This is a genomic window from Streptomyces apricus, from assembly GCF_008369065.1.
In the GTDB taxonomy this organism is placed as follows: domain Bacteria; phylum Actinomycetota; class Actinomycetes; order Streptomycetales; family Streptomycetaceae; genus Streptomyces; species Streptomyces apricus.
In genome coordinates this window covers 320,747-344,383 of sequence record NZ_VDFC01000043.1, presented here as the reverse complement: position 1 = coordinate 344,383, position 23,637 = coordinate 320,747, and the positions used below count along the sequence as shown (strand labels likewise).

At 71.3% G+C, this 23,637-nt stretch carries 22 protein-coding genes and 1 tRNA gene; 7 read left to right on the top strand and 16 right to left on the bottom strand.

What is annotated here, in order from left to right; all coding sequences use genetic code 11:
* Positions 1-20 precede the first annotated feature (20 nt).
* Positions 21-95 (top strand) — tRNA-Asp (locus FGF04_RS19725).
* A gap of 209 nt (positions 96-304) precedes the next feature.
* Entirely contained in the window at positions 305-517 is a 213-nt protein-coding gene (locus tag FGF04_RS19720) for a DUF6274 family protein (protein ID WP_149512624.1), read from the top strand.
* Between the two features lie 467 nt (positions 518-984).
* Here the strand turns inward: FGF04_RS19720 and bldC are convergent, their stop codons facing one another.
* Both bldC and FGF04_RS19710 read right to left on the bottom strand, forming a co-directional pair.
* Entirely contained in the window at positions 985-1,191 is a 207-nt protein-coding gene (gene bldC / locus FGF04_RS19715; RefSeq protein WP_003949541.1) for a developmental transcriptional regulator BldC, read from the bottom strand.
* A gap of 558 nt (positions 1,192-1,749) precedes the next feature.
* Positions 1,750-2,622 carry a hypothetical protein gene (locus FGF04_RS19710; RefSeq protein WP_149512623.1) on the bottom strand — a complete coding sequence of 291 codons (873 nt, stop codon included), beginning with the start codon at positions 2,620-2,622 and terminating at the stop codon, positions 1,750-1,752.
* Positions 2,623-2,855: 233 nt separating this feature from the next.
* Here FGF04_RS19710 and FGF04_RS19705 point away from each other — a divergent pair, with 233 nt between their 5' ends.
* Together FGF04_RS19705 and FGF04_RS19700 are read left to right on the top strand one after the other, a co-directional pair.
* Positions 2,856-3,947, top strand: a complete 1,092-nt coding sequence (locus FGF04_RS19705; protein WP_149512622.1) for a Leu/Phe/Val dehydrogenase — start codon at positions 2,856-2,858, stop codon at positions 3,945-3,947.
* 301 nt (positions 3,948-4,248) lie between these two features.
* Positions 4,249-4,500: a DUF3073 domain-containing protein gene (locus FGF04_RS19700; RefSeq protein ID WP_149512621.1), complete on the top strand. Its 252-nt coding sequence runs from the start codon at positions 4,249-4,251 to the stop codon at positions 4,498-4,500.
* A gap of 220 nt (positions 4,501-4,720) precedes the next feature.
* Here the strand turns inward: FGF04_RS19700 and purM are convergent, their stop codons facing one another.
* From purM to purS, 7 genes are all read right to left on the bottom strand, one after another.
* Complete coding sequence (gene purM, locus FGF04_RS19695; protein ID WP_149512620.1) at positions 4,721-5,800, bottom strand: phosphoribosylformylglycinamidine cyclo-ligase; 1,080 nt, start codon at positions 5,798-5,800, stop codon at positions 4,721-4,723.
* A 55-nt stretch (positions 5,801-5,855) separates the two neighbouring features.
* Entirely contained in the window at positions 5,856-7,382 is a 1,527-nt protein-coding gene (gene purF, locus FGF04_RS19690; RefSeq protein WP_149512619.1) for an amidophosphoribosyltransferase, read from the bottom strand.
* Positions 7,383-7,465: 83 nt separating this feature from the next.
* Positions 7,466-8,326, bottom strand: coding sequence for an META domain-containing protein (locus tag FGF04_RS19685; protein WP_149512618.1), 861 nt, complete (start codon positions 8,324-8,326; stop codon positions 7,466-7,468).
* 65 nt (positions 8,327-8,391) lie between these two features.
* Positions 8,392-9,189 carry a maleylpyruvate isomerase family mycothiol-dependent enzyme gene (locus FGF04_RS19680; RefSeq protein ID WP_149512617.1) on the bottom strand — a complete coding sequence of 266 codons (798 nt, stop codon included), beginning with the start codon at positions 9,187-9,189 and terminating at the stop codon, positions 8,392-8,394.
* A 223-nt stretch (positions 9,190-9,412) separates the two neighbouring features.
* On the bottom strand, positions 9,413-11,671 hold the full coding sequence (purL, locus tag FGF04_RS19675; RefSeq protein ID WP_149512616.1) for a phosphoribosylformylglycinamidine synthase subunit PurL: 2,259 nt from the start codon (positions 11,669-11,671) through the stop codon (positions 9,413-9,415).
* A complete protein-coding gene (gene purQ, locus FGF04_RS19670; RefSeq protein ID WP_149512615.1) occupies positions 11,668-12,372 on the bottom strand; it encodes a phosphoribosylformylglycinamidine synthase subunit PurQ in 705 nt (234 codons plus the stop codon). Before purQ ends, purL begins: the two co-directional genes overlap by 4 nt.
* A complete protein-coding gene (gene purS, locus FGF04_RS19665) occupies positions 12,369-12,632 on the bottom strand; it encodes a phosphoribosylformylglycinamidine synthase subunit PurS (RefSeq protein ID WP_055518089.1) in 264 nt (87 codons plus the stop codon). The genes purQ and purS overlap by 4 nt, the downstream gene beginning before the upstream one ends.
* Before the next feature lie 360 nt (positions 12,633-12,992).
* On the opposite strand from purS, the gene FGF04_RS19660 reads away from it, so the two are divergent.
* The gene (locus FGF04_RS19660; protein WP_149512614.1) at positions 12,993-13,310 is read left to right on the top strand and encodes a histone-like nucleoid-structuring protein Lsr2; all 318 of its coding nucleotides are present in this window, start codon (positions 12,993-12,995) and stop codon (positions 13,308-13,310) included.
* Positions 13,311-13,474: 164 nt separating this feature from the next.
* On the opposite strand, the gene FGF04_RS19655 is transcribed toward FGF04_RS19660, so the two are convergent.
* The 7 genes from FGF04_RS19655 to FGF04_RS19625 form a co-directional block, all read right to left on the bottom strand.
* Positions 13,475-14,455, bottom strand: coding sequence for a hypothetical protein (locus FGF04_RS19655; RefSeq protein WP_235882403.1), 981 nt, complete (start codon positions 14,453-14,455; stop codon positions 13,475-13,477).
* Positions 14,456-14,553: 98 nt separating this feature from the next.
* Positions 14,554-15,408: an iron uptake transporter permease EfeU gene (gene efeU / locus FGF04_RS19650; protein WP_149512612.1), complete on the bottom strand. Its 855-nt coding sequence runs from the start codon at positions 15,406-15,408 to the stop codon at positions 14,554-14,556.
* 3 nt (positions 15,409-15,411) lie between these two features.
* Complete coding sequence (efeB, locus tag FGF04_RS19645) at positions 15,412-16,734, bottom strand: iron uptake transporter deferrochelatase/peroxidase subunit (protein WP_149512611.1); 1,323 nt, start codon at positions 16,732-16,734, stop codon at positions 15,412-15,414.
* An 8-nt stretch (positions 16,735-16,742) separates the two neighbouring features.
* Positions 16,743-17,927 (bottom strand): iron uptake system protein EfeO, encoded by a 1,185-nt coding sequence (efeO, locus tag FGF04_RS19640; RefSeq protein ID WP_149512610.1) that lies wholly within the window; start codon positions 17,925-17,927, stop codon positions 16,743-16,745.
* Positions 17,928-18,123: 196 nt separating this feature from the next.
* On the bottom strand, positions 18,124-18,945 hold the full coding sequence (locus FGF04_RS19635) for a heme ABC transporter ATP-binding protein (protein WP_149512674.1): 822 nt from the start codon (positions 18,943-18,945) through the stop codon (positions 18,124-18,126).
* A gap of 44 nt (positions 18,946-18,989) precedes the next feature.
* Positions 18,990-20,009 (bottom strand): FecCD family ABC transporter permease, encoded by a 1,020-nt coding sequence (locus FGF04_RS19630; RefSeq protein WP_235882412.1) that lies wholly within the window; start codon positions 20,007-20,009, stop codon positions 18,990-18,992.
* 188 nt (positions 20,010-20,197) lie between these two features.
* Positions 20,198-21,184, bottom strand: coding sequence for a heme/hemin ABC transporter substrate-binding protein (locus tag FGF04_RS19625; RefSeq protein WP_188114144.1), 987 nt, complete (start codon positions 21,182-21,184; stop codon positions 20,198-20,200).
* A 253-nt stretch (positions 21,185-21,437) separates the two neighbouring features.
* On the opposite strand from FGF04_RS19625, the gene FGF04_RS19620 reads away from it, so the two are divergent.
* Positions 21,438-22,973, top strand: coding sequence for an HtaA domain-containing protein (locus FGF04_RS19620; RefSeq protein WP_149512607.1), 1,536 nt, complete (start codon positions 21,438-21,440; stop codon positions 22,971-22,973).
* Between the two features lie 68 nt (positions 22,974-23,041).
* On the top strand, positions 23,042-23,637 hold a 596-nt coding region (locus FGF04_RS19615), incomplete at its 3' end, for an HtaA domain-containing protein (RefSeq protein ID WP_188114150.1).

The window sequence follows — 23,637 nt, the reverse complement described above, 5'->3', positions numbered from 1 at the left end:
GAGATCGCACTGCGAAACCTGGTCCTGTGGAGCAGTTTGGAGTGCTCGCCACCCTGTCAAGGTGGAGGCCGCGGGTTCAAATCCCGTCAGGACCGCAGAAGAAGAACGGAAGGCCCCGCATCCGCAAGGATGCGGGGCCTTCCGCATGTCCGGCGGGGGCGCGGGGAGCGGTGCCCCCGTTCGGTGAACATCCGCACCACGCTCCCCCATGACCCCTCCCGGCAACCCACGGTCTTGACGCCGTCACATTCCGCAAGTACTCAGGGACCAGACCCCGAGCCCCGAGCCACCACCGGAGGTGACCATGGCGGCGACAGTCCGGCATGAGACGCGAGCCCTCCTCCGTGCCCATCTGTCGGCCGCCTCCGGCCATCCCCACAGGACGAAGCACTGCCCGATCTGCCACCGCCTGCTGCGCCTCGCCTCGGTCTCGGACCCGGAGCCGGAGACAGCCGCGGAGGGCGCCCCTCAGGACGCCCAGGACGCCACCGGGGACCAGACCCCCTCCCCGGCCTGAGCGGCCCGCGCCAACTGCCCCTCGCGCAGCCCCAGATGACCGGGGCCTCCTCTAGCGCAGGTACGCCGCGCGCAACAAGGAGCAGACGGTGTGACGGGTGTCACCGCATAAGTTTTCAAACATGCGAAATTTACCCCCCACCTACAACAGGTCAATTTAATATGTGCAATTGCACTCCATCCCGGGGCGGTCCACAGCCGATCCCACAGCCCCGCCCAGACTGCGACAAGGCCACTCACAGACCCACCCGGCAGGCGCGCACACCCGATGACCAGCGCACAAAAAAGATCGCGCTGGACTCGGCGGAGTCCAGCGCGATCGACGACGCACCCACACTGCTGGTGGTTCTTGCCCGGGCGTGGACCCCGTTGGGGCGGGATCCGCGTCGCTTGGAGCTTGGGTCAGGGCCTGCCGACAAGTTGGGGGAACCGCCGAAATGCCCTGCTATGCAGCTATGAAGTTGTTGTTCAGGCTTCGCTGCGCTGCTGCGGAATGCCCGCCAGCAGAGCGCGGACCTCGGCTTCGCGGTAACGGCGGTGTCCGCCGAGCGTACGGATGGACGTGAGCTTGCCGGCCTTCGCCCACCGCGTGACCGTCTTCGGGTCCACGCGGAACATCGTGGCGACCTCAGCCGGGGTCAGCAGCGGCTCGGCATCAGGGGTGCGAGCGGTCATGAGCGGCCTCCTCGGGAGAACCGAACCTTCTCGGTTCTTTCCTCTAAATTCTGCACCTTGACCCGCGTTGCCCGAAATGGCGGATGCGGGTCGAGTCGGTTATAGGACGAACGGCTTGTCCTCGGCACTACAACTACACCATCCGTCCAGCCACGTCGGCCAAACCGATGGAATTGCCCTCCCAGGTGTTCATCAGCGACGGAAGCCGATGGACCATGCCATAGCGGACAGTCACACCACTGTGACGATCAGTCACAGGGCGATCAGGAGTCACAAGAACCCCCCATAGCGCACAATGCCGAGATTCCACCCATACATGGACAGAGAGAGCCCTCCCCGGACTCCTTGTCCTATTTTGGCATGAGGAGGGGCGTTAGGCGCAAGGTCCGCGTAAGTGCCGTCCGTCACCCTTACCCCGTAAGCCCGGATCGGGACTAACGTCCTGGGGACAGCATGACGCACAGCGACCGCCGATTCCAAAACCGGCTCAGGGAACGGCGCCGGGAACGGCTCCGGTCACCGCTCCGGGCACGGCTCCCAAGAGGCGTGCCCGCGGCCTCAGTTCGCCGAGCGCCGGTCCCGGACCGACCGCCACCGCTCGACCAGCCGGCCGTACGCCTCGCCGGCCGCGGCCCCGTCGCCCGCGCGCAGCGCCTCGATGCCGCCGGCGACGTCCGCGGCCGAGTGGTCGCCGTCCAACTCCCCGGCGGGCAGGACGTGTACGAGGCCGCCGTAGTCCAACTCCACGAGGGAGCGCGGGTGGAACTCCTCCAGCCAGCGCCCCACGTCCACCAGGCCGTCGATGAGCGGCCCCTCGTCGAGGGTCTCCCGCAGCGTCCGCAGGGCCCGGGCCACCCGCCGCCGCGCCTGCACCATCGGCGTGCGGTAGCGGAGCACGGGCGCGTCCTCCTCGGCCGCGGCACCCGAACCGCCCCCGGATCCGCCCCCCTTGTCGTACTCGCGCTCCTCGTCGGAGACGAGCACGAACCAGTGCAGCGGGACCTGCCAGGTCGACGTGCGGATCCAGGGCCGGGCGTCGGGGTTGCGGCTCAGCCAGCGCTCGTAGTCCTGGGCCGCCTGCCGGCGCACCAGCGCGGGCAGCGCGGCGTCCAGGACGAGCGCGGGCAGCTCCTCCCCGAGGTCGCCCAGGGCCTCCCAGCCGCGCAGCCGGGTCCGCCAGGGGCACACGCACAGCACGCCGTCCACGTCCGCCACGAACGCGTCACCGCTCTCGTGCACCGGCACCGCGACCGGCGGCACGGGCAGCAGGTCGGCCAGCGACCGGCGCAGCTCGTCCTGGTACGAGGGGCGTTCCGGGCGGCGTGCGTAGCGCGACCAGTGGTCCCGCTCCGGTTCGGGGAAGGCCGCCAGCGGTTCGTACACACGGAGGTAGGACGCGTACGGGACGATCAACGAGGACACCTTGGGCACGCTTGCTCCCTCCCCCTCCGACCCGGCGGAAAACCGCGGGACCCACGCGGGGACGCGCGGGAAACCACGGCAAATCGTCCCACGCCCGCCCGGGTCCGTACTCCGCTCGGGGGTGATCCTGACCACTGCGCCGATGGCGGTACCGCGCAGGCTCTAATCTCGTGCCACACGGACCCCCGCCACCCGTACGAGGGCCGCTTCCGCCCGCCGATCTTTACCTGGGAGTCACCACAGTGACCGACGTAACCGGCAGCCCCGACGACGTACTGCACACCCTGTTCCGCTCGGAACAGGGCGGCCACGAGCAGGTCGTGCTCTGCCAGGACCGCGCCACCGGCCTCAAGGCCGTCATCGCCATCCACTCGACCGCCCTGGGCCCCGCCCTCGGCGGCACCCGCTTCTACCCGTACGCGAGCGAGGAGGCGGCCGTCGCGGACGCGCTGAACCTTGCGCGCGGGATGTCCTACAAGAACGCCATGGCCGGCCTGGACCACGGCGGCGGCAAGGCCGTGATCATCGGTGACCCCGAGCAGATCAAGTCCGAGGAACTGCTCCTCGCGTACGGCCGTTTCGTGGCCTCCCTCGGCGGGCGGTACGTCACCGCCTGCGACGTCGGCACCTACGTGGCCGACATGGACGTCGTGGCGCGCGAGTGCCGCTGGACGACCGGGCGTTCGCCCGAGAACGGCGGCGCGGGCGACTCGTCGGTCCTGACCGCCTTCGGCGTCTTCCAGGGCATGCGGGCCTCCGCGCAGCACCTGTGGGGCGACCCGTCGCTGCGCGGCCGCACGGTCGGCGTCGCGGGCGTCGGCAAGGTCGGACGCCACCTGGTGGAGCACCTGCTGGAGGACGGCGCCCGGGTCGTGATCGCGGACGTGCGCCAGGACTCGGTGGGCCGCATCGTCGACAAGCACCCCTCGGTCGAGGTCGCCGTGGACACCGAGCGGCTGATCCGGACCGAGGGACTCGACATCTACGCGCCGTGCGCGCTCGGCGGCGCCCTGGACGACGAGTCCGTGCCGGCGCTGACCGCGAGGATCGTCTGCGGCGCCGCCAACAACCAGCTGGCGCACCCGGGCGTGGAGAAGGACCTCGACGACCGCGGGATCCTCTACGCGCCGGACTACGTGGTGAACGCCGGCGGCGTCATCCAGGTCGCCGACGAGCTCCACGGCTTCGACTTCGACCGGTGCAAGGAGAAGGCCGCGAAGATCTTCGACACCACGCTGGCCATATTCGCTCGTGCGAAGGAGGACGGGATTCCGCCGGCCGCCGCGGCCGACCGGATCGCCGAGAACCGCATCGCGGAGGCCCGCCGTCCCTGACGGTCCGGGGCCGTCCGGAAGGGCTTCGGGGGCGCCCGCCGGCGGACCGGGGAGAGAACTCTCACGTCCGTCGGCGGGTCGCCCGCCAGGAAGAGGTTAAAATCGCGGTTGACCAGCGAGGACAGGGCACCTCGCAGGCCCTGGGCGCAGGCACGTCCTGCGGGCGACGTACCGTATGGGCGTGGGCTCAGGTACCGTGGAAGCCCTACGGACCGGTCTCTCCACGGAGAGTCCGTTCCAGATCATGAACGCGTGTCAAGACTCTGGGGCCGTCGAGCCCCGTATCCGAGGGGGTCGAGCCATGGGGCGCGGCCGGGCAAAGGCCAAGCAGACGAAGGTCGCCCGCCAGCTGAAGTACAGCAGCGGCGGGACTGATCTGTCGCGTCTGGCCAATGAGCTGGGCGCTTCGACTTCGCAACAGCCGCCGAATGGCGAGCCGTTCGAGGACGACGACGAGGAAGACGACCCGTACGCCCAGTACGCGGATCTCTACAACGACGACGAGGACGAGGACGACGAGTCCGGTCCTGCGTCGCAACGCCGCGGGGCTTGACGCGCCGACTGCGCTCGTCGTTCTAGCTGCGCTTCACCCGGTCCGGGGTTGTCACCCGGACCGGGTTTTGTGCATGGCCCTTGGCGGGCGGCACCGGGTGACGTGCCGTCGGCTTGGTCGGGTGCGGGTCCGTGGGGGCTGGTCGCGCAGTTCCCCGCGCCCCTAAAGACAAAAGATTGCGCCGTTCCCCGCGCCCCTGAGCGGGGCGCGGGGATTTCGGCTAGCCAGCCGCGTAGTCGTTGATCAGGGTTGCGGCTGTTTTGTGGTCGTTCGTGCGGTTCGTGATCTCGCCGGCCACCCACGCCTCCACGCCGCGGTCCGCCAGGGTGGTCAGGGCCGCGTCGACGGAGTCCTGCGGGACGACCGCGATCATGCCCACGCCCATGTTCAGCGTCTTCTCCAGCTCCAGGCGCTCGACCCGGCCGGTGGTGCCGACGAGGTCGAAGACCGGGGCCGGGGTCCAGGTGGCGCGGTCGACGGTGGCGTGCAGGCCGTCCGGGATCACCCGGGCCAGGTTGGCCGCGAGGCCGCCGCCCGTGATGTGCGAGTACGCGTGCACGTCCGTCGTGCGGGTGAGCGCCAGGCAGTCCAGCGAGTAGATCTTGGTGGGCTCCAGGAGCTCCTCGCCGAGCGTGCGGCCGAACTCCGCGACCTGGGCGTCGAGCTTCAGGTTCGCCCGGTCGAAGAGCACGTGCCGGACCAGCGAGTACCCGTTCGAGTGAAGGCCGGAGGACGCCATGGCGATCACCGCGTCACCCGTACGGATACGATCCGCGCCCAGCAGCCGGTCGGCCTCCACGACCCCGGTACCGGCGCCGGCGACGTCGAAGTCGTCCGGGCCCAGCAGACCGGGGTGCTCGGCCGTCTCGCCGCCCACCAGGGCGCAGCCCGCGAGGACGCAGCCCTCGGCGATGCCCTTCACGATGGCGGCGACCCGCTCCGGGTGGACCTTGCCGACGCAGATGTAGTCGGTCATGAAGAGCGGCTCGGCGCCGCACACCACGATGTCGTCCATGACCATCGCGACCAGGTCGTGGCCGATGGTGTCGTACACGCCGAGCTGCCGGGCGAGGTCGACCTTCGTCCCGACGCCGTCCGTGGCGGAGGCGAGCAGCGGGCGCTCGTACCGCTTGAGGGCGGAGGCGTCGAAGAGGCCGGCGAAGCCGCCCAGGCCGCCGAGGCCCGCGACCTCGGCGCGCTGCGTCTTCTTCACCCACTCCTTCATCAGTTCGACCGCGCGGTCGCCCGCTTCGATGTCGACGCCCGCCGCTGCGTAGCTGGCACCAGTTGTCTCAGACATGAGGGTGAGGACTTTCGTGTCGTACAGCGGTGTCGCTGCGAGGTTGCTCGCGGTCCTACGGACGACGGATCGCGTCGGCCGCGGCCGTGGCGGCGGGGCCCGCTGCCAGCTCGGTCTCCAGCAGCTGCTTGCCGAGCAGCTCGGGGTCCGGGAGGTCCATCGGGTACTCGCCGTCGAAGCAGGCCCGGCAGAGGTTCGGCTTGTCGATCGTGGTGGCCTCGATCATGCCGTCGATGGAGATGTACGAGAGGGAGTCGGCGCCCAGGGAGGTGCCGATCTCGTCGATGGTCATGCCGTTGGCGATCAGCTCGGCCCGGGTGGCGAAGTCGATGCCGAAGAAGCAGGGCCACTTCACGGGCGGCGAGGAGATCCGGATGTGGATCTCGGCCGCGCCCGCCTCGCGGAGCATCCGGACCAGGGCGCGCTGGGTGTTGCCGCGCACGATCGAGTCGTCGACGACGACCAGGCGCTTGCCCTTGATGACTTCCCTGAGCGGGTTCAGCTTCAGCCTGATGCCCAGCTGGCGGATGGTCTGTGAAGGCTGGATGAAGGTCCGGCCGACATACGCGTTCTTCACCAGGCCGGCGCCGAACGGGATGCCGGAGGCCTCCGCGTAACCGATCGCGGCGGGCGTGCCGGACTCCGGGGTCGCTATGACCAGATCGGCCTCGACCGGGGCTTCCTTCGCCAGCCGGCGGCCCATCTCGACCCGCGAGAGGTACACGTTCCGGCCGGCGATGTCGGTGTCCGGGCGGGCCAGGTACACGTACTCGAAGACGCAGCCCTTGGGCTTCGCTTCCGCGAACCGGGAGCTTCGCAGACCGTTCTCGTCGATCGCGATGAACTCGCCCGGCTCGATCTCGCGCACGTAGGCGGCGCCGCAGATGTCGAGGGCGGCGGACTCGGAGGCGACCACCCAGCCGCGCTCCAGGCGGCCGAGGACCAGCGGGCGGATGCCCTGCGGGTCACGGGCGGCGTAGAGGGTGTGCTCGTCCATGAAGACGAGCGAGAAGGCGCCCTTGACCTGCGGGAGGATCGTGGCGGAGGCCTCCTCCACGGTCAGCGGCTTGCCCTCGTCGTCGACCTGGGCGGCCAGCAGGGCCGTCAGCAGGTCGGTGTCATTGGTCGCCGCGACCCGGGGGGTGCGGCCCTCCTGCTTGGGCAGGTCGGCGACCATCCCGGCGAGCTCCGCCGTGTTGACGAGGTTGCCGTTGTGGCCGAGCGCGATCGAGCCGTGCCCGGTGGCACGGAAGGTCGGCTGGGCGTTCTCCCAGGTGGAGGCGCCGGTGGTCGAGTAGCGGGCGTGACCGACCGCGATGTGACCGAGCAGGGAGCCGAGGGAGGCCTCGTCGAAGACCTGGGACACGAGGCCCATGTCTCTGAAGACGAGGATCTGGGAACCGTTGCTGACCGCGATTCCCGCGGACTCCTGGCCCCGATGCTGGAGGGCGTAGAGCCCGAAGTAAGTGAGCTTGGCGACCTCTTCACCGGGAGCCCAGACTCCGAAGACGCCGCAAGCGTCCTGGGGTCCTTTCTCACCGGGGAGCAGATCATGACTGAGTCGTCCGTCACCACGTGGCACGCCACCGAGTGTAGGCGAGATCGACCACTGGTCCGAATTGGGGAAGCGCCCGGGCGGCGCCATGGGGCGCCGCCCGCCGGGGGTCACTTCGCAGCGACGGCTTCGAGCCCTGTGCCGTTTTCGCTGGTCAGCGTGAGGGTGCTGCCCTTCAGCTGATATTTCACCGTGCCGCCGAAGAGCTTCAGCAGGGTCTTCTCGGTGTCCATGAGTGAGTCGGAGCACATCTTTCGAGTGGTGCCGGGGGTGCCCAGGGTGATAGTGCCGTCGCCGACCGTGGCCTTCGCCGTCACCCGGTTGCAGCCGAGCTCACCGCTGACGGTGCCCTTCTCCTCGTCGAAGGTGAGGTGGGCCTTCCCCTCGGCCGCGGCGGGCAGGGCGACGGCGGAGGCGCCCTTCGCCTCGTCCTTCACGGTGCCGGTCACGTTCCACTTGGTGCCGTACAGGTCGGCGGGCTGCTCGGCGGTGAGGTTCACGGTGTATCCGTCCGTGGTGAGGGTCAGCTCGTCGTCGTCGACCTCGGCCTTGATCGTGCTGTCGGAGAGGGCCTTGCCGAGCTGCGTCTCGAAGTCCATCGCGCCCTCGGCCGTACAGGCCTTCTTGGTCTTGACCGCGTCGTCGCCGACGGTGATGGTGTCGCCCTTGATCTCGGCACTGGCCCCGAAGTGGTTGCAGCCGTAGTTGCCGCCGACCGTGCCGTCCTTCTCGAACTCGACGTAGGCGCCGGCGGGGGCGTCGTGCTCCTTGCCGTCGACGGTCATGCTCCGCACGTTCCACTGCTTGCCGGTGATCTCGGTGGCCTGCCGGGTGCCGACGGAGGCGGAGCCGGACTCCTTGCCGCCGTTCTCCGTGCCGCAGGCGGCCGTGGCGAGGAACCCGGTGACCACCAGGGCGCCGATACCTGCCCGGGTGCCGAGGGCGCTGAGGTTGAATCGTTGCGTGTGCATGCCGCTTCGACGGGGCGGGTGGGGTGTCTGGTTCCCTCGGCGCGTAACGGCCGCGCAACGGTGGGTCAGCCCATGAGGGGAAGCAGTCCGCCCAGGTCCGCGCGTTCTCCGCTCGCGCTGACCTTCGCGTCGTCCAGGGCCGTTCGCCACCGCGTGCGTCCGGTGGCGAGGCGGATCCAGGTGAGGGGGTCCGTCTCGACGACGTTGGGCGGGGTGCCGCGGGTGTGGCGCGGGCCCGGCACGCACTGCACGACCGCGTACGGCGGCACGCGGACCTCGGTGGAGGCGCCGGGCGCCTTCGCGGCGAGCGCGTCGGCCAGCAGGCGGGTGCAGGCGGCGAGGGCCTGGCGGTCGTACGGGATGCCGAGGCCGGGGACGGCGGCGTTCAGGTCGTCGGTGTGGACGACCAGTTCCACGGTGCGGGTGACCAGATAGTCGGCCAGGGTCATGGCTCCGACGCGGGTCGCCAGCAGCCGGCCGTTCGGGGCGTCCGGCAGGCGCTCGGCGAAGCGTGCCTCGGTGCGCGCGTACAGCGCGTCCAGGTCGGGTTCGGCTGCGGCGAGCGCGCGTACGTCGTCGTCGACCTCGGTCGCGCGCGCGGCCGTGGCCGACGGCCAGTCGAGCAGGGTGAGGGCGGGGCCGGTGGGCTCGGGCCCGTCCAGGGCGCGGCTCACGGCCTCCAGGGCCATGGTGAAGTGCGCGGCGAGCTCCCGTACGGTCCAGTCGCCGAGGGCGGTGGGCGCGGCAAGCTGCTCGGGGTCCAGGTCGCGTACGGCCGCCCGTACGTTCCCGAACTGGGCCAGCACCGCGGCGCGGGTCCTGACGGGGTCGTAGGTACGGGGGCGCTTCTTGGCCGGGGGCATGGGGTGGAGCCTAGATGCGGCATGGGGTGGAGCCTAGATGCTGGGGGCCGTGTTTCGTCCGCGGGCCGGCGGGGGCTGGTCGCGCAGTTCCCCGCGCCCCTTACGGGACGCCGGTGAGCAGCCATGTCGACCTGCTCAGCCCCGACGTTTTTAGGGGCGCGGGGAACTGCGCGAACGGCCCCCACCGGGCGGAGGTCTAAACACCGCCCGGTGGGGGCGCGCGCTACGCCAGGAGCGACGGGATCGTCGCCTCGTGTGCCGTGCGGAGCTCGGTCAGGGGCAGGGAGAACTCGCCCTGCACCTCGACCGCGTCACCGTCGACCACCCCAATGCGCACCGCAGGCAACCCCCGCGCCCCGCACATGTCGGTGAAGCGCAGTTCCTCGGAGCGCGGGACCGCAACGACGGCGCGGCCCGCGGACTCGGAGAAGAGGAACGTGAACGCGTCGAGCCCGTCGGGCACGACGAGCCGCGCGCCCTTGCCGCCGAGCAGCGCCGACTCGACCACGGCCTGGACCAGACCGCCGTCGGACAGGTCGTGCGCGGCGTCGATCATGCCGTCGCGGGAGGCGGAGATCAGGATCTCGCCGAGGAGGCGCTCCCGCTCCAGGTCCACCTGCGGAGGCAGCCCGCCCAGGTGGTCGTGGATCACCTGGGACCAGGCCGACCCGCCGAACTCCTCACGGGTGTCGCCGAGCAGGTAGAGGAGCTGGCCCTCTTCCCGGAAGGCGGCCGGCGTGCGGCGGGCGACGTCGTCGATGACGCCCAGCACGGCCACCACCGGGGTCGGGTGGATGGCCGCCTCGCCCGTCTGGTTGTAGAGGGAGACGTTGCCGCCGGTCACCGGGGTGCCCAACTGCAGGCAGCCGTCGGCGAGTCCGCGGATGGCCTCCGCGAACTGCCACATGACGGCCGGGTCCTCGGGCGAGCCGAAGTTCAGGCAGTCGGAGACGGCGAGCGGCTTGGCGCCGGTCGTCGCGACGTTGCGGTACGCCTCGGCGAGCGCGAGCTGCGCACCCGTGTACGGGTCGAGCTTGGCATAACGGCCGTTGCCGTCCGTGGCGATGGCGACGCCGAGCCCGGACTCCTCGTCGATGCGGATCATGCCCGAGTCCTCGGGCTGCGCCAGCACCGTGTTGCCCTGCACGAAACGGTCGTACTGGGAGGTGATCCAGGACTTGGAGGCCTGGTTCGGCGAGGAGACCAGCCGCAGGACCTGGCCGCGCAGCTCCTCCGAAGTGGCGGGCCGCGGGAGCTTGTTGGCGTCGTCCGCCTGGAGGGCGTCCTGCCACTCCGGACGGGCGTACGGGCGCTCGTAGACCGGGCCGTCGTGCGCGACCGTGCGCGGGTCGACGTCGACGATCTTGCCGCCGTGCCAGAAGATCTCCAGGCGGTCGCCGTCGGTCACCTCACCGATGACGGTGGCGATGACGTCCCACTTGTCGCAGATCTCCAGGAAGCGGTCGACCTTCTCCGGCTCGACGACCGCGCACATGCGTTCCTGCGACTCGCTCATGAGGATTTCCTCGGGCGAGAGCGTGGAGTCGCGCAGGGGTACGTCGTCCAGCGTCACGCGCATGCCGCCGGAGCCGTTGGAGGCGAGCTCGGAGGTCGCGCAGGACAGGCCGGCCGCGCCGAGGTCCTGGATGCCGACGACCAGCTTCTCGGCGAAGGCCTCCAGGGTGCACTCGATGAGGAGCTTCTCCTGGAAGGGGTCGCCGACCTGGACCGCGGGGCGCTTGGACGGCTTGGCGTCGTCGAAGGTCTCGGAGGCCAGGATGGAGGCGCCGCCGATGCCGTCGCCGCCCGTGCGGGCCCCGTACAGGATGACCTTGTTGCCGGCGCCGGACGCCTTCGCGAGGTGGATGTCCTCGTGCCGCATGACGCCGATGGCACCGGCGTTGACCAGCGGGTTGCCCTGGTAGCAGGCGTCGAAGACGACCTCGCCGCCGATGTTGGGCAGGCCCAGGCAGTTGCCGTAGCCGCCGATGCCGGCGACGACGCCGGGCAGCACGCGCTTGGTGTCGGGGTGGTCGGCCGCGCCGAAGCGCAGCGGGTCCACGACCGCGACCGGGCGGGCGCCCATCGCGATGATGTCGCGCACGATGCCGCCGACGCCGGTGGCCGCGCCCTGGTAGGGCTCGACGTACGACGGGTGGTTGTGCGACTCGACCTTGAAGGTGACCGCGTAGCCCTGGCCGACGTCGACGACGCCGGCGTTCTCGCCGATGCCGACGAGCATCGCGTCGGACTGCGGGGCCTTCTCGCCGAACTGGCGCAGGTGCACCTTGGAGGACTTGTACGAGCAGTGCTCGGACCACATGACGGAGTACATGGCGAGCTCGGCGCCGGTGGGCCGGCGGCCGAGGATCTCCACGACCCGCTCGTACTCGTCCTTCTTCAGGCCCAGTTCGGCCCAGGGGAGGTCGACGTCGGGCGTCTCGGCCGCGTGCTCGACCGTGTCCAGAGGAGTCCGGCTCATGCGTTGACCAGCTTCTTGAGGATCGAGGTGAAGAAGGGGAGGCCGTCGGTGCGGCCGGAGCCGACGAGGGGCTCCACGGCGTGCTCCGGGTGGGGCATCAGACCGACGACGTTGCCCGCCGCGTTCGAGATGCCGGCGATGTCCCGCAGCGAGCCGTTGGGGTTGCCGTAGCCGTCGGCCGCGTCGCCGCCGGTCACGTAGCGGAAGGCGACCCGGCCCTCCGCCTCCAGCATGTCGAGGGTGCGCTCGTCGGCGACGTACCGCCCGTCCATGTTCTTCAGCGGGATGTGGATCTCCTGGCCGGACTCGTAGTCGGCGGTCCAGGCGGTGGAGGCGTTCTCCACCCGCAGCTTCTGGTCGCGGCAGATGAAGTGCAGGTGGTCGTTGCCGAGCATCCCGCCGGGCAGGAGGTGCGCCTCGGTGAGGATCTGGAAGCCGTTGCAGATGCCGAGCACCGGCATTTCCGACTTCGCCTGCTCAATCACGGTCTCCATCACCGGCGAGAAGCGCGCGATGGCACCGGCGCGCAGATAGTCGCCGTACGAGAAACCGCCGCACAGCACCACCGCGTCGACCTGCTTGAGGTCCTTGTCCTTGTGCCAGAGGGCGACGGGTTCGGCGCCGGCGAGCTTGATCGCCCGCTGGGTGTCCCGGTCGTCGAGGCTCCCCGGGAAAGTGACGACGCCAATACGAGCGGTCACTTCCCGGCCTCCGCGACTTCCTCGACCTTGACCGTGAAGTCTTCGATCACGGTGTTGGCGAGGAACGATTCGGCGAGTTCGTGGATGCGGGCGAGCGCGGTGTCGTCCACCGGTCCGTCAACTTCCAGTTCGAATCGCTTTCCCTGACGTACGTCGGAGATGCCTTCGAAACCGAGGCGCGGCAGTGCACGCTGCACCGCCTGGCCCTGGGGGTCGAGGATCTCCGGCTTGAGCATGACGTCGACTACGACGCGTGCCACTGGCACTCCCGGTGTGTGGTGCTGAGCAGGTTCGTTCAGACTACCCGTACAAAATTTCTACGCGGGTAGATTCGTAGGAATCTACGTGACGGCCATCACGATTCCGCATCGAGGAGCTATCGTCGGGGCGCCTTCGCGAAAAATTCTGGGAAAGATCCGGATCGGGACCGGGGTTCCTATTGCCCTGCGGACACGCCAAGGGATTTAGTCGAGCTTCACAATGCATTGCCGGGCACTGTACAAATGAATTGGCAATACCAGATACTTTGCCCGATCACTCATAAAAGCAGCCGGACAGCCGGCACCTCCGCACGTCGTCGGACGCCGCCGGAGAGGTGCCGCACGAAGGGACCGATATTCGTGGCGCAGCGTGTCGTAGTCACTCTCTTCGACGACATCGACGGCTCGGAAGCGGCGGAGACGATCGCCTTCGGTCTGGACGGCACGTCGTACGAGATCGACCTGAATCCGGCGAATGCGGAGCGGTTGCGCGCGGCGCTGGAGCCGTATGTGGAGGCCGGGCGGAAGCGGTCGCGGTCCGGGAAGGCGTACCGGGAGACGGCCGTGGCGCCCGATCCGGCCGCCGTGCGGGCGTGGGCGCAGTCGAATCGGCTGGAGGTGCCTGCGCGGGGGCGGATTCCGAAGCGGGTGTATGAGGCGTTCGCTGCGGCTCAGTGAATGGGGGTTCGGGCTTGGGCCCTCGCCCCCTCTGTCCTGCGGACGGCGTCGGGGGCGGTTCGTTGCCGACTGCCGGTCGGTGGGGGCTGGTCGCGCAGTTCCTCGCGCCCCTAAAAGATTGCGCAGTTCCCCGCGCCCCTGAAGGGCGCCCCCAAGGGGCGCGCCTACTCGCCCTTTGCTGCTGTCAGGCCCTGGATTCTGCTCAGGAATTGGATTTTGGGGTTCTGGGATGACTTCGGGGGGTTCAGGACTGCCTGGTTGCTGGTCGACTCCAGGGTCAGGGACTGCTTGGGGTCGCCCGTCATCAGGGCCTTCACGTCCGCGTTGGTGACGTTGATGGGGACGCCCGGGGCCGCCGTCTGCTTCTGGTAGTGGCGGGTGGTGAAGAAGACCAGCGCGCCGCCGTCCTCGGTGCGCAGACCGACCGGGGCGTAGTCGCCGGAGGCGAGCGGCTCGTCGATGTACTGCTGGGCGAGGCCGGGACGGGCCGCGTTCTTCTTCCGGTCGGAGCGCCACTGCGTGGTGTGGGCGCCGGCCGCGAAGGTGTCGCCGCCGTCCTTGAGGTAGGCCGTGTAGCTCTTCGGGAGCCGGCCCGGGGCGACCGCCAGGTCCGCCGCGTCCGCCGCGACCGGCTGGGCCCAGCCGTCCTCGTCCTTCTCGAACTCCGGTATCTCGGCGGCGGCGGCGATCGTCAGGTACGACACCTGCCACACGTCGTTCGCGTCGCCGCGGGTGAACACCAGCAGCCAACGGTCCTCGGCGCGCCCCTTGTTGGCCTTCGAGTCGGTGACGAACCAGCGCGGCCAGCCCGCCTTCTCGGGGATGGTGAACTCGGTGTCGGTCAGCTTGAGGGGCACGTACTCCGGATTGCCGCCCGGCTGGTTCTTGCCGCCGGCCCGCAGCTTCGCCCCGTCGATGTCCCCGAGGGCGCCGGTGACCCGGTCCGCGTCCAGGGCCGGGTCGTTGGCGCCGTTCGCCTCGTTGTAGGCGGTGGTGAAGTCCGACAGGGCGCGCGCGGCCTCGGCCCTCGTGGCGCCGGGCAGGATCTCCTGCTCCCCGTGCACCACCACGCACCCGCTCGCCGTCACCGACAGCACGGTGACCGACGCCGCCGCCAGCGCGCCCCGGCCAAGACCGCGAGGCATACGAAGCCTACGAGGGCTGCGATCCCTGCTCATCGAGTCCCGTCACCTTCCGCTTCCCGAATCCCCGAATCCCGGAGGCGAACCCTACCGCGCCGGCCTCACGCCTCTTCGCGCACCGGGGCGGCCGCCCCGGCCGTCCTCCGGCCGGACCGCGACCGCGAGGGCGCCAGGAAGAAGGCCAGCGTCGGCACCAGGTAGGCGATCCACACGACCACCTGGACGACCGTCGGGTCGGGCTGGAAGTTGAGGACGCCCTTCAGGAGCGTGCCGTACCAGCTGTCCGGCGGGACGGTGGAGCTGATGTCGAAGGCCTTGTCCGTCAGGCCGGGCAGGAAGTCGGCCTCCTGGAGGTCGTGCACGCCGTACGCGAGGACGCCCGCGGCGACCACCACCAGCATGCCGCCGGTCCAGGTGAAGAACCTGGCGAGGTCGATCCGCACCGCCCCGCGGTAGAACAGCCACCCCAGGAGCACGGCGGTCAGGATGCCCAGCAGGACGCCGATCAACGGGCCCTGCGTGCCGTCGTTCGACGCGCGCACGGACGCCCACACGAACAGGGCCGTCTCCAGGCCCTCCCGTCCGACGGCCAGGAAGGCGGTCGCCACCAGCGCGCCCGTGCCCATCCGGAGAGCCGCGTCGAGCTTTCCGTGCAGCTCGGCCTTCAGGTGCCGGGCGGTGCGCCGCATCCAGAAGACCATCCACGTCACCAGGCCGACCGCGAGGATCGACAGGGAGCCGCCGAGCGCCTCCTGCGCCTCGAACGTCAGCTCCTGGGAGCCGAATTCGAGCGCGAAGCCGAAGGCCAGGGCGAGCCCGACCGCGACGCCGATGCCGGTCCAGACCGGCTTGAGGGCGTCCCGCCGCCCGGTCTTCACCAGGTAGGCGATGAGGATGCAGACGACGAGGCTCGCTTCCAGCCCCTCGCGCAGACCGATCAGATAGTTGCCGAACACGGCCTACGCCTCCTCGGAGAACAGGGCCCGGCCCCACCAGTCGTCCGCGTCGCGGACGCCGGGCGGGATCGCGAAGACGGCCGAACCCACGTGCTGGATGTACTCGTTGAGCGAATCGGCCGCCAGGCTCCGCTGGACCGGGACGAACCCCTTGCGCACGTCGCGCTGGTAGGCGAGGAAGAACAGGCCCGCGTCCAGGCGGCCGAGCCCGTCGGTGCCGTCGGTGAAGGAGTAGCCGCGGCGCAGCAGGGTGGCCCCCGCGTTGGTGTCGGGGTGCGCGAGCCGCACGTGCGCGTCGGGCTTCATCGCCTTCAGGAACGGCTCGTCGCGCTCCTTCGCCCGGCCGACGGGGGCGCCTTCGCCCTTGTCGCGGCCGAAGACGTCCTCCTGCTCCTGCAGGGAGGTCCGGTCCCACGTCTCGATGTTCATCCGGATGCGGCGGGCCACCAGGTACGAACCCCCGGTCATCCAGGCCGAGTCGTCGTCGGTGTCCGTCTCGCCGACCCACACGAACTTCTTGAGCCGGTCCGTCTCGGTGCCCGCGATGTTGCGGGTGCCGTCCTTGAAGCCCATGAGGTTGCGGGGGGTCTGGGCGTCCGGGGTGGTCGACGAGGTCTTGCCGAAGCCGAGCTGGGACCAGCGGATGACGACCTTGCCGAAGCCGATCCTGGCGAGGTTGCGGATCGCGTGCACCGCGACCTGCGGATCGTCCGCGCAGGCCTGCACGCACAGGTCGCCGCCGCTGCGGTCGCGGTCGAGGTTGTCGCCCGCGAACTTCGGCAGGTCGATCAGCGCCTCGGGCCGCCGGTCCGCGAGGTCGAACTTCTCGAACAGGGAGGGGCCGAAGCCGATGGTCAGGGTCAGCCGCGAGGGCTTGAGGCCCAGCGCCTCACCGGTGTCGTCCGGCGGGGCCTCGACCGGTCCGCCGTACGCGCCCTCGCCGACGGCCTGCCCCGCGGTGAGCCGCCGGGCCGCCTCGGTCCAGTCCTTGAGCAGCTGCACGAACACGGCCCGGTCGTCCGTGCGCACGTCGAACGCGGCGAAGTGCAGCCGGTCCTGCACGGGGGTGGCGATGCCCGCCTGGTGCGCGCCGTGGAAGGCGACCGCGGCGCCGGCCCCCGCGGCGGCCGGCTGCGGGTCGTCGTCCGACCGGGCCACCGCCACCGCACCGCCGGCCGCGGCGGCGCCCAGCGCGAGCCCCGCCCCGCCCCAGCCGAGCACCGAACGCCGCGAGGGGGCACCCACGGCGCCCGCACCCTGCTCGGCGTGCTCGGCCTGCCCGGCGTGCTCGGCCTGCTCGGTCCGTTCGGAGGGCGTGTCCGTCATGGCCGTCCCTACTTCGTCGCGACGACGGCGGCGGCGAGCTTCGACAGCGGCTCCGCGAGCGCGTTCACCGCGTCCGAGAGCTCCTTGCGCTCAGCCTTGCCGACCTTGTCGTAGGACGTGAACTCGTACGAGTCCTCGCTCCCGTCCCCGCCCTTGCCCTTGTCCTCGCGGTACTTGTCCAGCAGCGTGTCGAGCGCGGCGAACTGGGTGTCCAGCTCCTTCGTCAGCGCCGCGTCGTTCTCCGAGGCGACCGGCTTCAGCAGCGCGTACGACTTCTCGGCGCCCTCCACGTTCGCCTTGAAGTCGACCAGGTCGGTGTGCGAGTAGCGCTCCTCCTCGCCGGTGACCTTGCCGGTGGCGACCTCGTCGAGGAGCTCCTTGGCGCCGTTGGCCATCGAGGTGGGGGTGATCTCCGCCTTGCCGACGCGGTTCTGCCAGTCGGTCAGGTCCTCGACCAGCTGGTCGGCGAGGGCGGAGTCGCGGTCGGTGAGCTTCCCGTCCTTCCAGAGCGAGCGCTCCAGGCGGTGCCAGCCCGTCCAGTCCTTCTCCAGGTCCTGGCCCTCCTCCAGGCCGTCCTCGCGCAGGTCGACCTTCGGGTCGATGTCGCCGAACGACTCGGCGACCGGCTCGGTGCGCTCCCAGCCGATGCGCGAGGGCGCGTACGCCTTCTTCGCCGCCGCGACGTCACCGGCCTTCACGGCGTCCGCGAACACCTTCACGCGGGGCAGCGTGCCGTCGGCCTGCTCCTGGGTGTACTCCCGGTAGGAGGCGACCGCCGCGTCCAGCCGCGGGTCGCGCTTCGCGGCCTCGCCGCCGCCGGTGGCCTTGACGTCCTGCCGGATGCCCTTGCCCTTCATGCCCGGCTTGCAGGCGATGCGGTAGTCGCCCGCCTTCACCTCGGCGGTGACCTTCTGGCGGGTGCCGGGGCCGATGTTCTCGCGCTCGCTGACGATCCGGTCGTCGGGGAAGAGGAGGTAGACCTCGGTGACCTTGGAGCCCTTGTTAGTCACGTCGAGCTGGACGTGCCCGGCCGGGAACTCCTTCTTCGACACCTTGCACTCGCTGTCCGTGGCCGTCACCTCGACGACCCGGTCACCGCCGGCCGCCTCGCTCTTCTCGGTGCACCCCGTGACGGCGGCCAGGGCCGCCGCGGTCGCGGCGGCGGTGGCGACGGAGAGTCGGACGGCTCGCATGCAGGCTCCAGGGTTCACGGGAAGGACACAGACAGGGCACAGCCGGGGCATGCGCTCCGGTGAGGCTGCCCTAACTTATCTGAGGCTTACCTGACTTGAAGTCGCCCGTCCAGTGATTCGGATCTCATGAACGGCGTAAGGGCACGGTCCGGTCACGGCGACTCAATGCCGCCCCCACGAAACGGTCAAAGACGGGTCAAGAACCCCGCACCGGGGCCACCACGACCCCACCCGTGCGCGGGTGCGGGAACACCTCCACCGGCTGCTGGTAGACGTCCGAAAGCAGCCGGTCGGTGAACACCTCCGCGGGCGCCCCGTCGGCGACCGCGCGCCCGGCGCGCAGGATCACCACCCGGTGCGCGTACGCGGCCGCGAGACCCAGGTCGTGCAGCACCACGACCACCGCGTCCCCCGCCCGCGCCCTGTCCCGGCACACCCGGAGCACCAGCTCCTGGTGCCGGAGGTCCAGTGCGGCCGTCGGCTCGTCGAGCAGCAGCAGCCGGGCGCGCTGCGCGAGCACCCGGGCGAGCGCGACCCTGGCCCGCTCGCCACCGCTCAGCGCCGAGAAGGGCCGGTCCGCGAAGGCGGTCACCTCCGTCGCCGCCATCGCCGAGGCCACCGCCGCGTCGTCCTCGGCCTCCTCGGGCCGTCCGGCCCAGGGCGCCCGCCCCATCCGTACGACCTCCTCGACCGGGAACGGGAAGGACAGCGAGGCGGACTGGGGGAGCACCGCCCGGCGCAGGGCCAGTTCGTGCGCCGACCAGCCGGACACGGGGCGCCCGTGGACGCGTACGACCCCCGCGGCGGCCGGGAGGTCGGCGGCCAGGGCGCCCAGCAGGGTGGACTTCCCCGCCCCGTTGGGGCCGACCAGGGCCAGCACCTCGCCCGCGCGGGCCGCGACGTCCACGCCCGCCAGCACCTCGCGGCCCCCGAGCCGGACCCGCAGGGCCTCGGCCTCGGCGAGCACGTCACCGGCGGCCACCGGCCCCGGCGGCACGGTCCTCGTGCGGAACCACATCCGGCCCGCCGGCCTCGGTCCCGGTGACGTCGTTCCCGGCGGCTTCATGCCCAGCCTCCCTGCCTGCGACGGGTCCTGCGCAGCAGCCAGAAGAAGAACGGGCTGCCGAAGAGAGCGGTCAGCACGCCGAGCGGCAGCTCGGCGGGATCGGCGACGGTGCGCGCCGCGAGGTCGCCCGCGAGCAGGACCACCGCGCCGCCCAGGGCGCTCCCGGGCAGCAGGAAGCGGTGGCCGGGGCCCGCCGCCATGCGCAGCAGGTGCGGCACGACGAGGCCCACGAAGCCGATGACCCCGGAGACGCTCACGGCCGCCGCGGTGAGCAGCGCGACGACCAGGACCAGCACGATCCGCAGCCGTTCGACGTCCACGCCCAGGTGCCGGGCCGGGCGCTCGCCCAGGGCCAGCAGGTCCAGCTTGCGCGCGTACAGCGGCGCGGCGAGGAGGCCGGCCGCCGCGCACGGCAGGACGGCCAGCACCTTCGGCCAGGTCGCCTGGGAGAGCGAGCCGAGCTGCCAGAAGGTGATCTGGTTCACCGCCGCGGTGTCGGCGAGGAAGATGAACAGGCCGATCAGCGCGCCCGCGAAGGCGTTCACCGCGATGCCGGTGAGGATCAGCGTCACGACCTCGGTGCGGCCGCCCGAGCGGGACATCGCGTACACGAGCAGCGCCGTGCCGAGCCCCGAGACGAAGGCGAACGCCGGGACCGTCCAGGTGCCGAGGAAGCCGAGGCCCAGCGAGATCGCGGCGACCGCGCCGACGGCCGCGCCCGACGAGACGCCGATGACGCCCGGTTCGGCGAGCGGGTTGCCGAACACGCCCTGCATCAGCGCGCCCGCGCAGCCCAGCGAGGCCCCGACGAGCAGCGCGAGCACGATGCGCGGGAAGCGCACGTTCCACAGCACGGACTCGGGTACGCGGGCGAGTTCGCCGTCGCCCAGACCGGCCCGGTGCGCGAGGGAGGCGAGGACGTCGCCGGGCGGGATCTCGTACGCGCCGAGCCCGGCGGAGGCGAGGGTGAGCAGCAGGAGCAGGCCGGCCAGCCCGGCGGTGAGCAGCCAGGGCACGCTGCGGCGCGGACGGACGGTACGGCCACGGGCGAAGGCGGCGGGAGCGGCCGGGGTGTCGGGAACGGCTGGAGTCCCGGAGGGCTGGTCTTCGCCGAACGGCGCCCCGGTCGTGGTGTCCGGCGCGGTCCCGGTCCCGGTGGCGTCCTCCGGTACGGTCCGGTCGGCCGCGGCCCGGCCGGGTGCGCTCACTTCGCGTCCCCGTACAACTGGCCGACGACCGACTTCAGTACGGCGTCCGTGCGCGGCCCGTAGTTGAGCAGGACGCCGTCCTCGACCGAGACGACCCGGCGGTCCATCCCGGCGGGGGTCTGGGCGACGCCGGGGATCTTGACGAGGCCGTCGACGCCGCCGACGGACTCCAGCCCCTTGGACATCACGAGGATCGCGTCGGGGGCCGCCTGGGCGAGGGCCTCCGTGGTGATCGCGGTGAAGTCCTTCTTCAGCCCCGACTCGGCGCCCGCGTCCACGGCGCCCGCCGCTTCGAGCAGCGAGGTGGCCCCCGAGCCCTTGCCGCCGATCAGGTAGACGGAGGCGGAGCCGCGCAGGTAGAGGAAGGCGACGCGCGGCTTGCCGGTGTCCTTCGGGACGTCCGCGCGCACGGCGTCGAGCCGCTGCTCCGAACGCCGCGTCAGTTCCTTCCCCGCGGCCGGTACGCCGAGGGCTCGGGCCACCGCCCCGATCCGCGGGCCCACGTCGTCGAGTCCCCGCGCCGGGGCCACGACCAGCACGGGTACGCCCGCGTCGCGGATCTGCCCCATCGCCTCCGCGGGCCCGGTGGTGGCCTCCGCGAGCACCAGGTCCGGCTTGAGGGAGAGCACGCTCTCCGCGGAGACGTCGTGGTTGCGCGTGACGACCGGCAGCTTCCCGGCCTGCGCGAAGGTGGCGGTGATGTCACGGGCGACGACCCGGTCGCCGAGGCCCAGGGTGAAGACGATCTCGCTGAGGGCGCCGGAGAGCGGAACGATGCGTCCGGCGTCCTCGACCGTCACCTCGCGCCCGTCGGCCGAGCGGACGGTGACCGGGAGCCGGGGCTCCGGTACGTCCGTGAGCGGCTCGACCCGGTCCGCGACGGCGCCCGCCTTCGCGGCCGGCCGCCCGGGCGCCTCCTCGTGCGAGCCGCAGCCCGCCACCACGAGCACCGCGAGCAGCGCACCCACCACTCGTCCACGCATGCGTCGCACGGTCGCGTACGTCCTTTCGATCGACCGGAGGGGCAACCGGGCCCTGGGCAAGCGGGGTTGCGCCCTGCAAGGGGCGCGGGGAACTGCGCGACCGGCCACGACGATCCCGCGGCCGACGGACAACCCGGGCCCCCTTCTGTCTCATCCGAAGCTTCCCGCCCCGGCGAACTTAGCTTAGGTTAGCCTTACCTTTCTCGCCAGGAAGCACCCGCATCCGGCCAGATCCCCCCGTCCCGGAGGACACATGCCGACCCGCCCGCACCTACGCCCCCACGTGCCCCTGCTCTGCGCAGCGGTCCTCGCGGCCGTACTGGCGGCGCTGCTCCCGGCCGCCCAGGCCCACGCGGCGGGCCGGACCGTGCAGGGCGGCCGGCTGGACTGGGGCATCAAGTCCTCCTTCCAGAGCTACGTCACCGGCCCGATAGCGAAGGGCAGCTTCTCGCTCACCGGGGGAGCGGCCACGGTCGGCGGCAGCCAGTTCCGCTTCCACTCGGCGACCGGTACGTACGACGGTTCCTCGGGCGCCTTCGACGCCGGCTTCTCCGGCGGGGTCCACTTCCTCGGGCACAAGGAGAGCGACGGCACGTACCAGCTCGACCTGACGATCAGCCGCCCCACCGTCCGCCTCGCGGGCGACGGCGGCACCCTCTACGTCGACATCACCAGCAAGGCGAAGGGCACCGGGACGGTCACGACGTCCTCGCAGGTGCCCTTCGCCTCCCTGTCCCTGGGCGGCATCGACATGAAGGGCGGCGGCAACGCCGTCCGGCTGAACAACCTGCCCGCCACCCTGACCGCCCAGGGCGCCAAGTCCTTCGCCGGGTACTACACGGCGGGCACCGCCCTCGACCCGGTCAGCCTCTCCGCGGACGTGCGGGCGCCGGCCGCCGAGCCGGCGCGCACACCGTCCCCCTCCGCGTCCAAGTCCAAGGACGAGGGCAAAGAGGACGAGGGCAAAGAGAAGGAGAAGGGCGAGAAGAAGACATCGGGCCGGATCGAGGACGGCGCCGTCGACTGGGGAGTGCGCAGGACCTTCCGCGAGTACGTCACCGGGGCGATCGCGAAGGGCGGCTGGAAGCTCACCGACGGCGCCCAGGACGGCGGCGCGCTCTTCCGCTTCCCCGAGGGCTCGGGCACGTACGACGAGAAGAAGGGGACCCTCCAGGCCGCCTTCGCCGGGGCCGTCCGCTTCACCGGGGAGCAGGGCCTCGACCTGGAACTCGGCAAGGTCCGCGCCGAGATCGCGGACGACGGCAAGGGCACGCTGTATGCCGATGTCGTGAGCGCGGGCAAGGGGGACAAGAAGGTGCCGCTCGTCACCTTCGCCGCCGAGGACCTCAAGCCGGCGGACGGCCTCGTCCAGGTGACCGAGGCACCCGCGAAGCTCACCGCCGCCGGCGCCGGGGCCTTCGGCGGGATGTACAAGGCCGGTACGCAAATGGACCCGGTCTCCCTCGCCGTCGCCCTGACCGCCGCCGCCGAACTGCCCGCCCTGCCCGACCTGGGCAGCGCCGGGTCGGCCACCCCGAAGGCCGCCGCCGAGCCGAAGACGGCCGCGCCGCGGACCGAGGCCACCGCGGGCGACGCGGACGACTCGGGCGTGCCCGTCCTGCCCATCGGCCTCGGGGCCGTCGCCCTGGGCGCGGTCGCCGCCGCCGTGCTGCTCCTGCGCAGGCGCCGTACGCACCCGGCAGCCGACGCACCCGGCGCACCTGAGGCCCCCAGCGCACCCAGCGCGCCCGGTACCTCCGACGCACCCGGCACCTCCGGCAAGAACTGAACCTCCCCTCCCTGCCCGCCGGTTCCGGCCGGGCGGCTCCCACCCACCGACCGAGGAGACCCATCACCATGGCCGCCAACCGCCGCCGCTCGACCGCCCTCGCCGCAGCCTGCGCGACCGCCGTCGCACTCGGCGCCACCGCGCTCGCCGCGACGTCCGCCTCCGCCGCCGAGGTACCGCTCAAGGGGTACGAACTGACCTGGGGCATCAAGGAGTCGTACCGCAATTACGTCACCGGCATGGCGGCCGGCACCTTCACGCCCGCGGGCGGCGCCGTGCAGGCGAAGGACAACGGTGTCTTCACCTTCGTCAACGGCACCGGGAGCTACGACTCCGAGGCCCACACCGTCGCGCTCGGCTTCGAGGGCTCCCTGGGCATCGTCTCCAAGGCCCACGGCTTCGAACTCTCCCTCTCGGACGTGAAGTTCGACAGCAAGGCGGCGAAGATAACGGCCGACGTGACGAAGGCGGGCGCGACCCAGCAGGACGTGCCGCTCGCCGAGGTCACCGTCACCCGCACCATGACGGACATGCCGACCAAGCTGACCAAGGAGGCCGGGGACGCCTTCGGCAGCGCCTCCTACGCGGGTGCGGCCGGCGACCCCCTGACGGTGGCGGAGAAGAAGACCGAGTCGCCGACCCCCACGCCCTCGGACTCCACGAC

Bases quoted from the DNA above. Each gene is read 5' to 3' on its own strand.
- FGF04_RS19620 (WP_149512607.1), top strand. From the start codon at position 21,438: ATGCCGACCCGCCCGCACCTACGCCCCCACGTGCCCCTGCTCTGCGCA.
- FGF04_RS19655 (WP_235882403.1), bottom strand. From the start codon at position 14,455: ATGCCTCGCGGTCTTGGCCGGGGCGCGCTGGCGGCGGCGTCGGTCACC.
- FGF04_RS19635 (WP_149512674.1), bottom strand. From the start codon at position 18,945: ATGTGGTTCCGCACGAGGACCGTGCCGCCGGGGCCGGTGGCCGCCGGT.
- efeB (WP_149512611.1), bottom strand. From the start codon at position 16,734: ATGACGGACACGCCCTCCGAACGGACCGAGCAGGCCGAGCACGCCGGG.
- FGF04_RS19680 (WP_149512617.1), bottom strand. From the start codon at position 9,189: ATGCCCCCGGCCAAGAAGCGCCCCCGTACCTACGACCCCGTCAGGACC.
- purM (WP_149512620.1), bottom strand. From the start codon at position 5,800: ATGTCTGAGACAACTGGTGCCAGCTACGCAGCGGCGGGCGTCGACATC.
- purL (WP_149512616.1), bottom strand. From the start codon at position 11,671: ATGAGCCGGACTCCTCTGGACACGGTCGAGCACGCGGCCGAGACGCCC.
- FGF04_RS19700 (WP_149512621.1), top strand. From the start codon at position 4,249: ATGGGGCGCGGCCGGGCAAAGGCCAAGCAGACGAAGGTCGCCCGCCAG.
- FGF04_RS19685 (WP_149512618.1), bottom strand. From the start codon at position 8,326: ATGCACACGCAACGATTCAACCTCAGCGCCCTCGGCACCCGGGCAGGT.
- FGF04_RS19720 (WP_149512624.1), top strand. From the start codon at position 305: ATGGCGGCGACAGTCCGGCATGAGACGCGAGCCCTCCTCCGTGCCCAT.
- bldC (WP_003949541.1), bottom strand. From the start codon at position 1,191: ATGACCGCTCGCACCCCTGATGCCGAGCCGCTGCTGACCCCGGCTGAG.
- FGF04_RS19625 (WP_188114144.1), bottom strand. From the start codon at position 21,184: ATGCGTGGACGAGTGGTGGGTGCGCTGCTCGCGGTGCTCGTGGTGGCG.
- efeO (WP_149512610.1), bottom strand. From the start codon at position 17,927: ATGCGAGCCGTCCGACTCTCCGTCGCCACCGCCGCCGCGACCGCGGCG.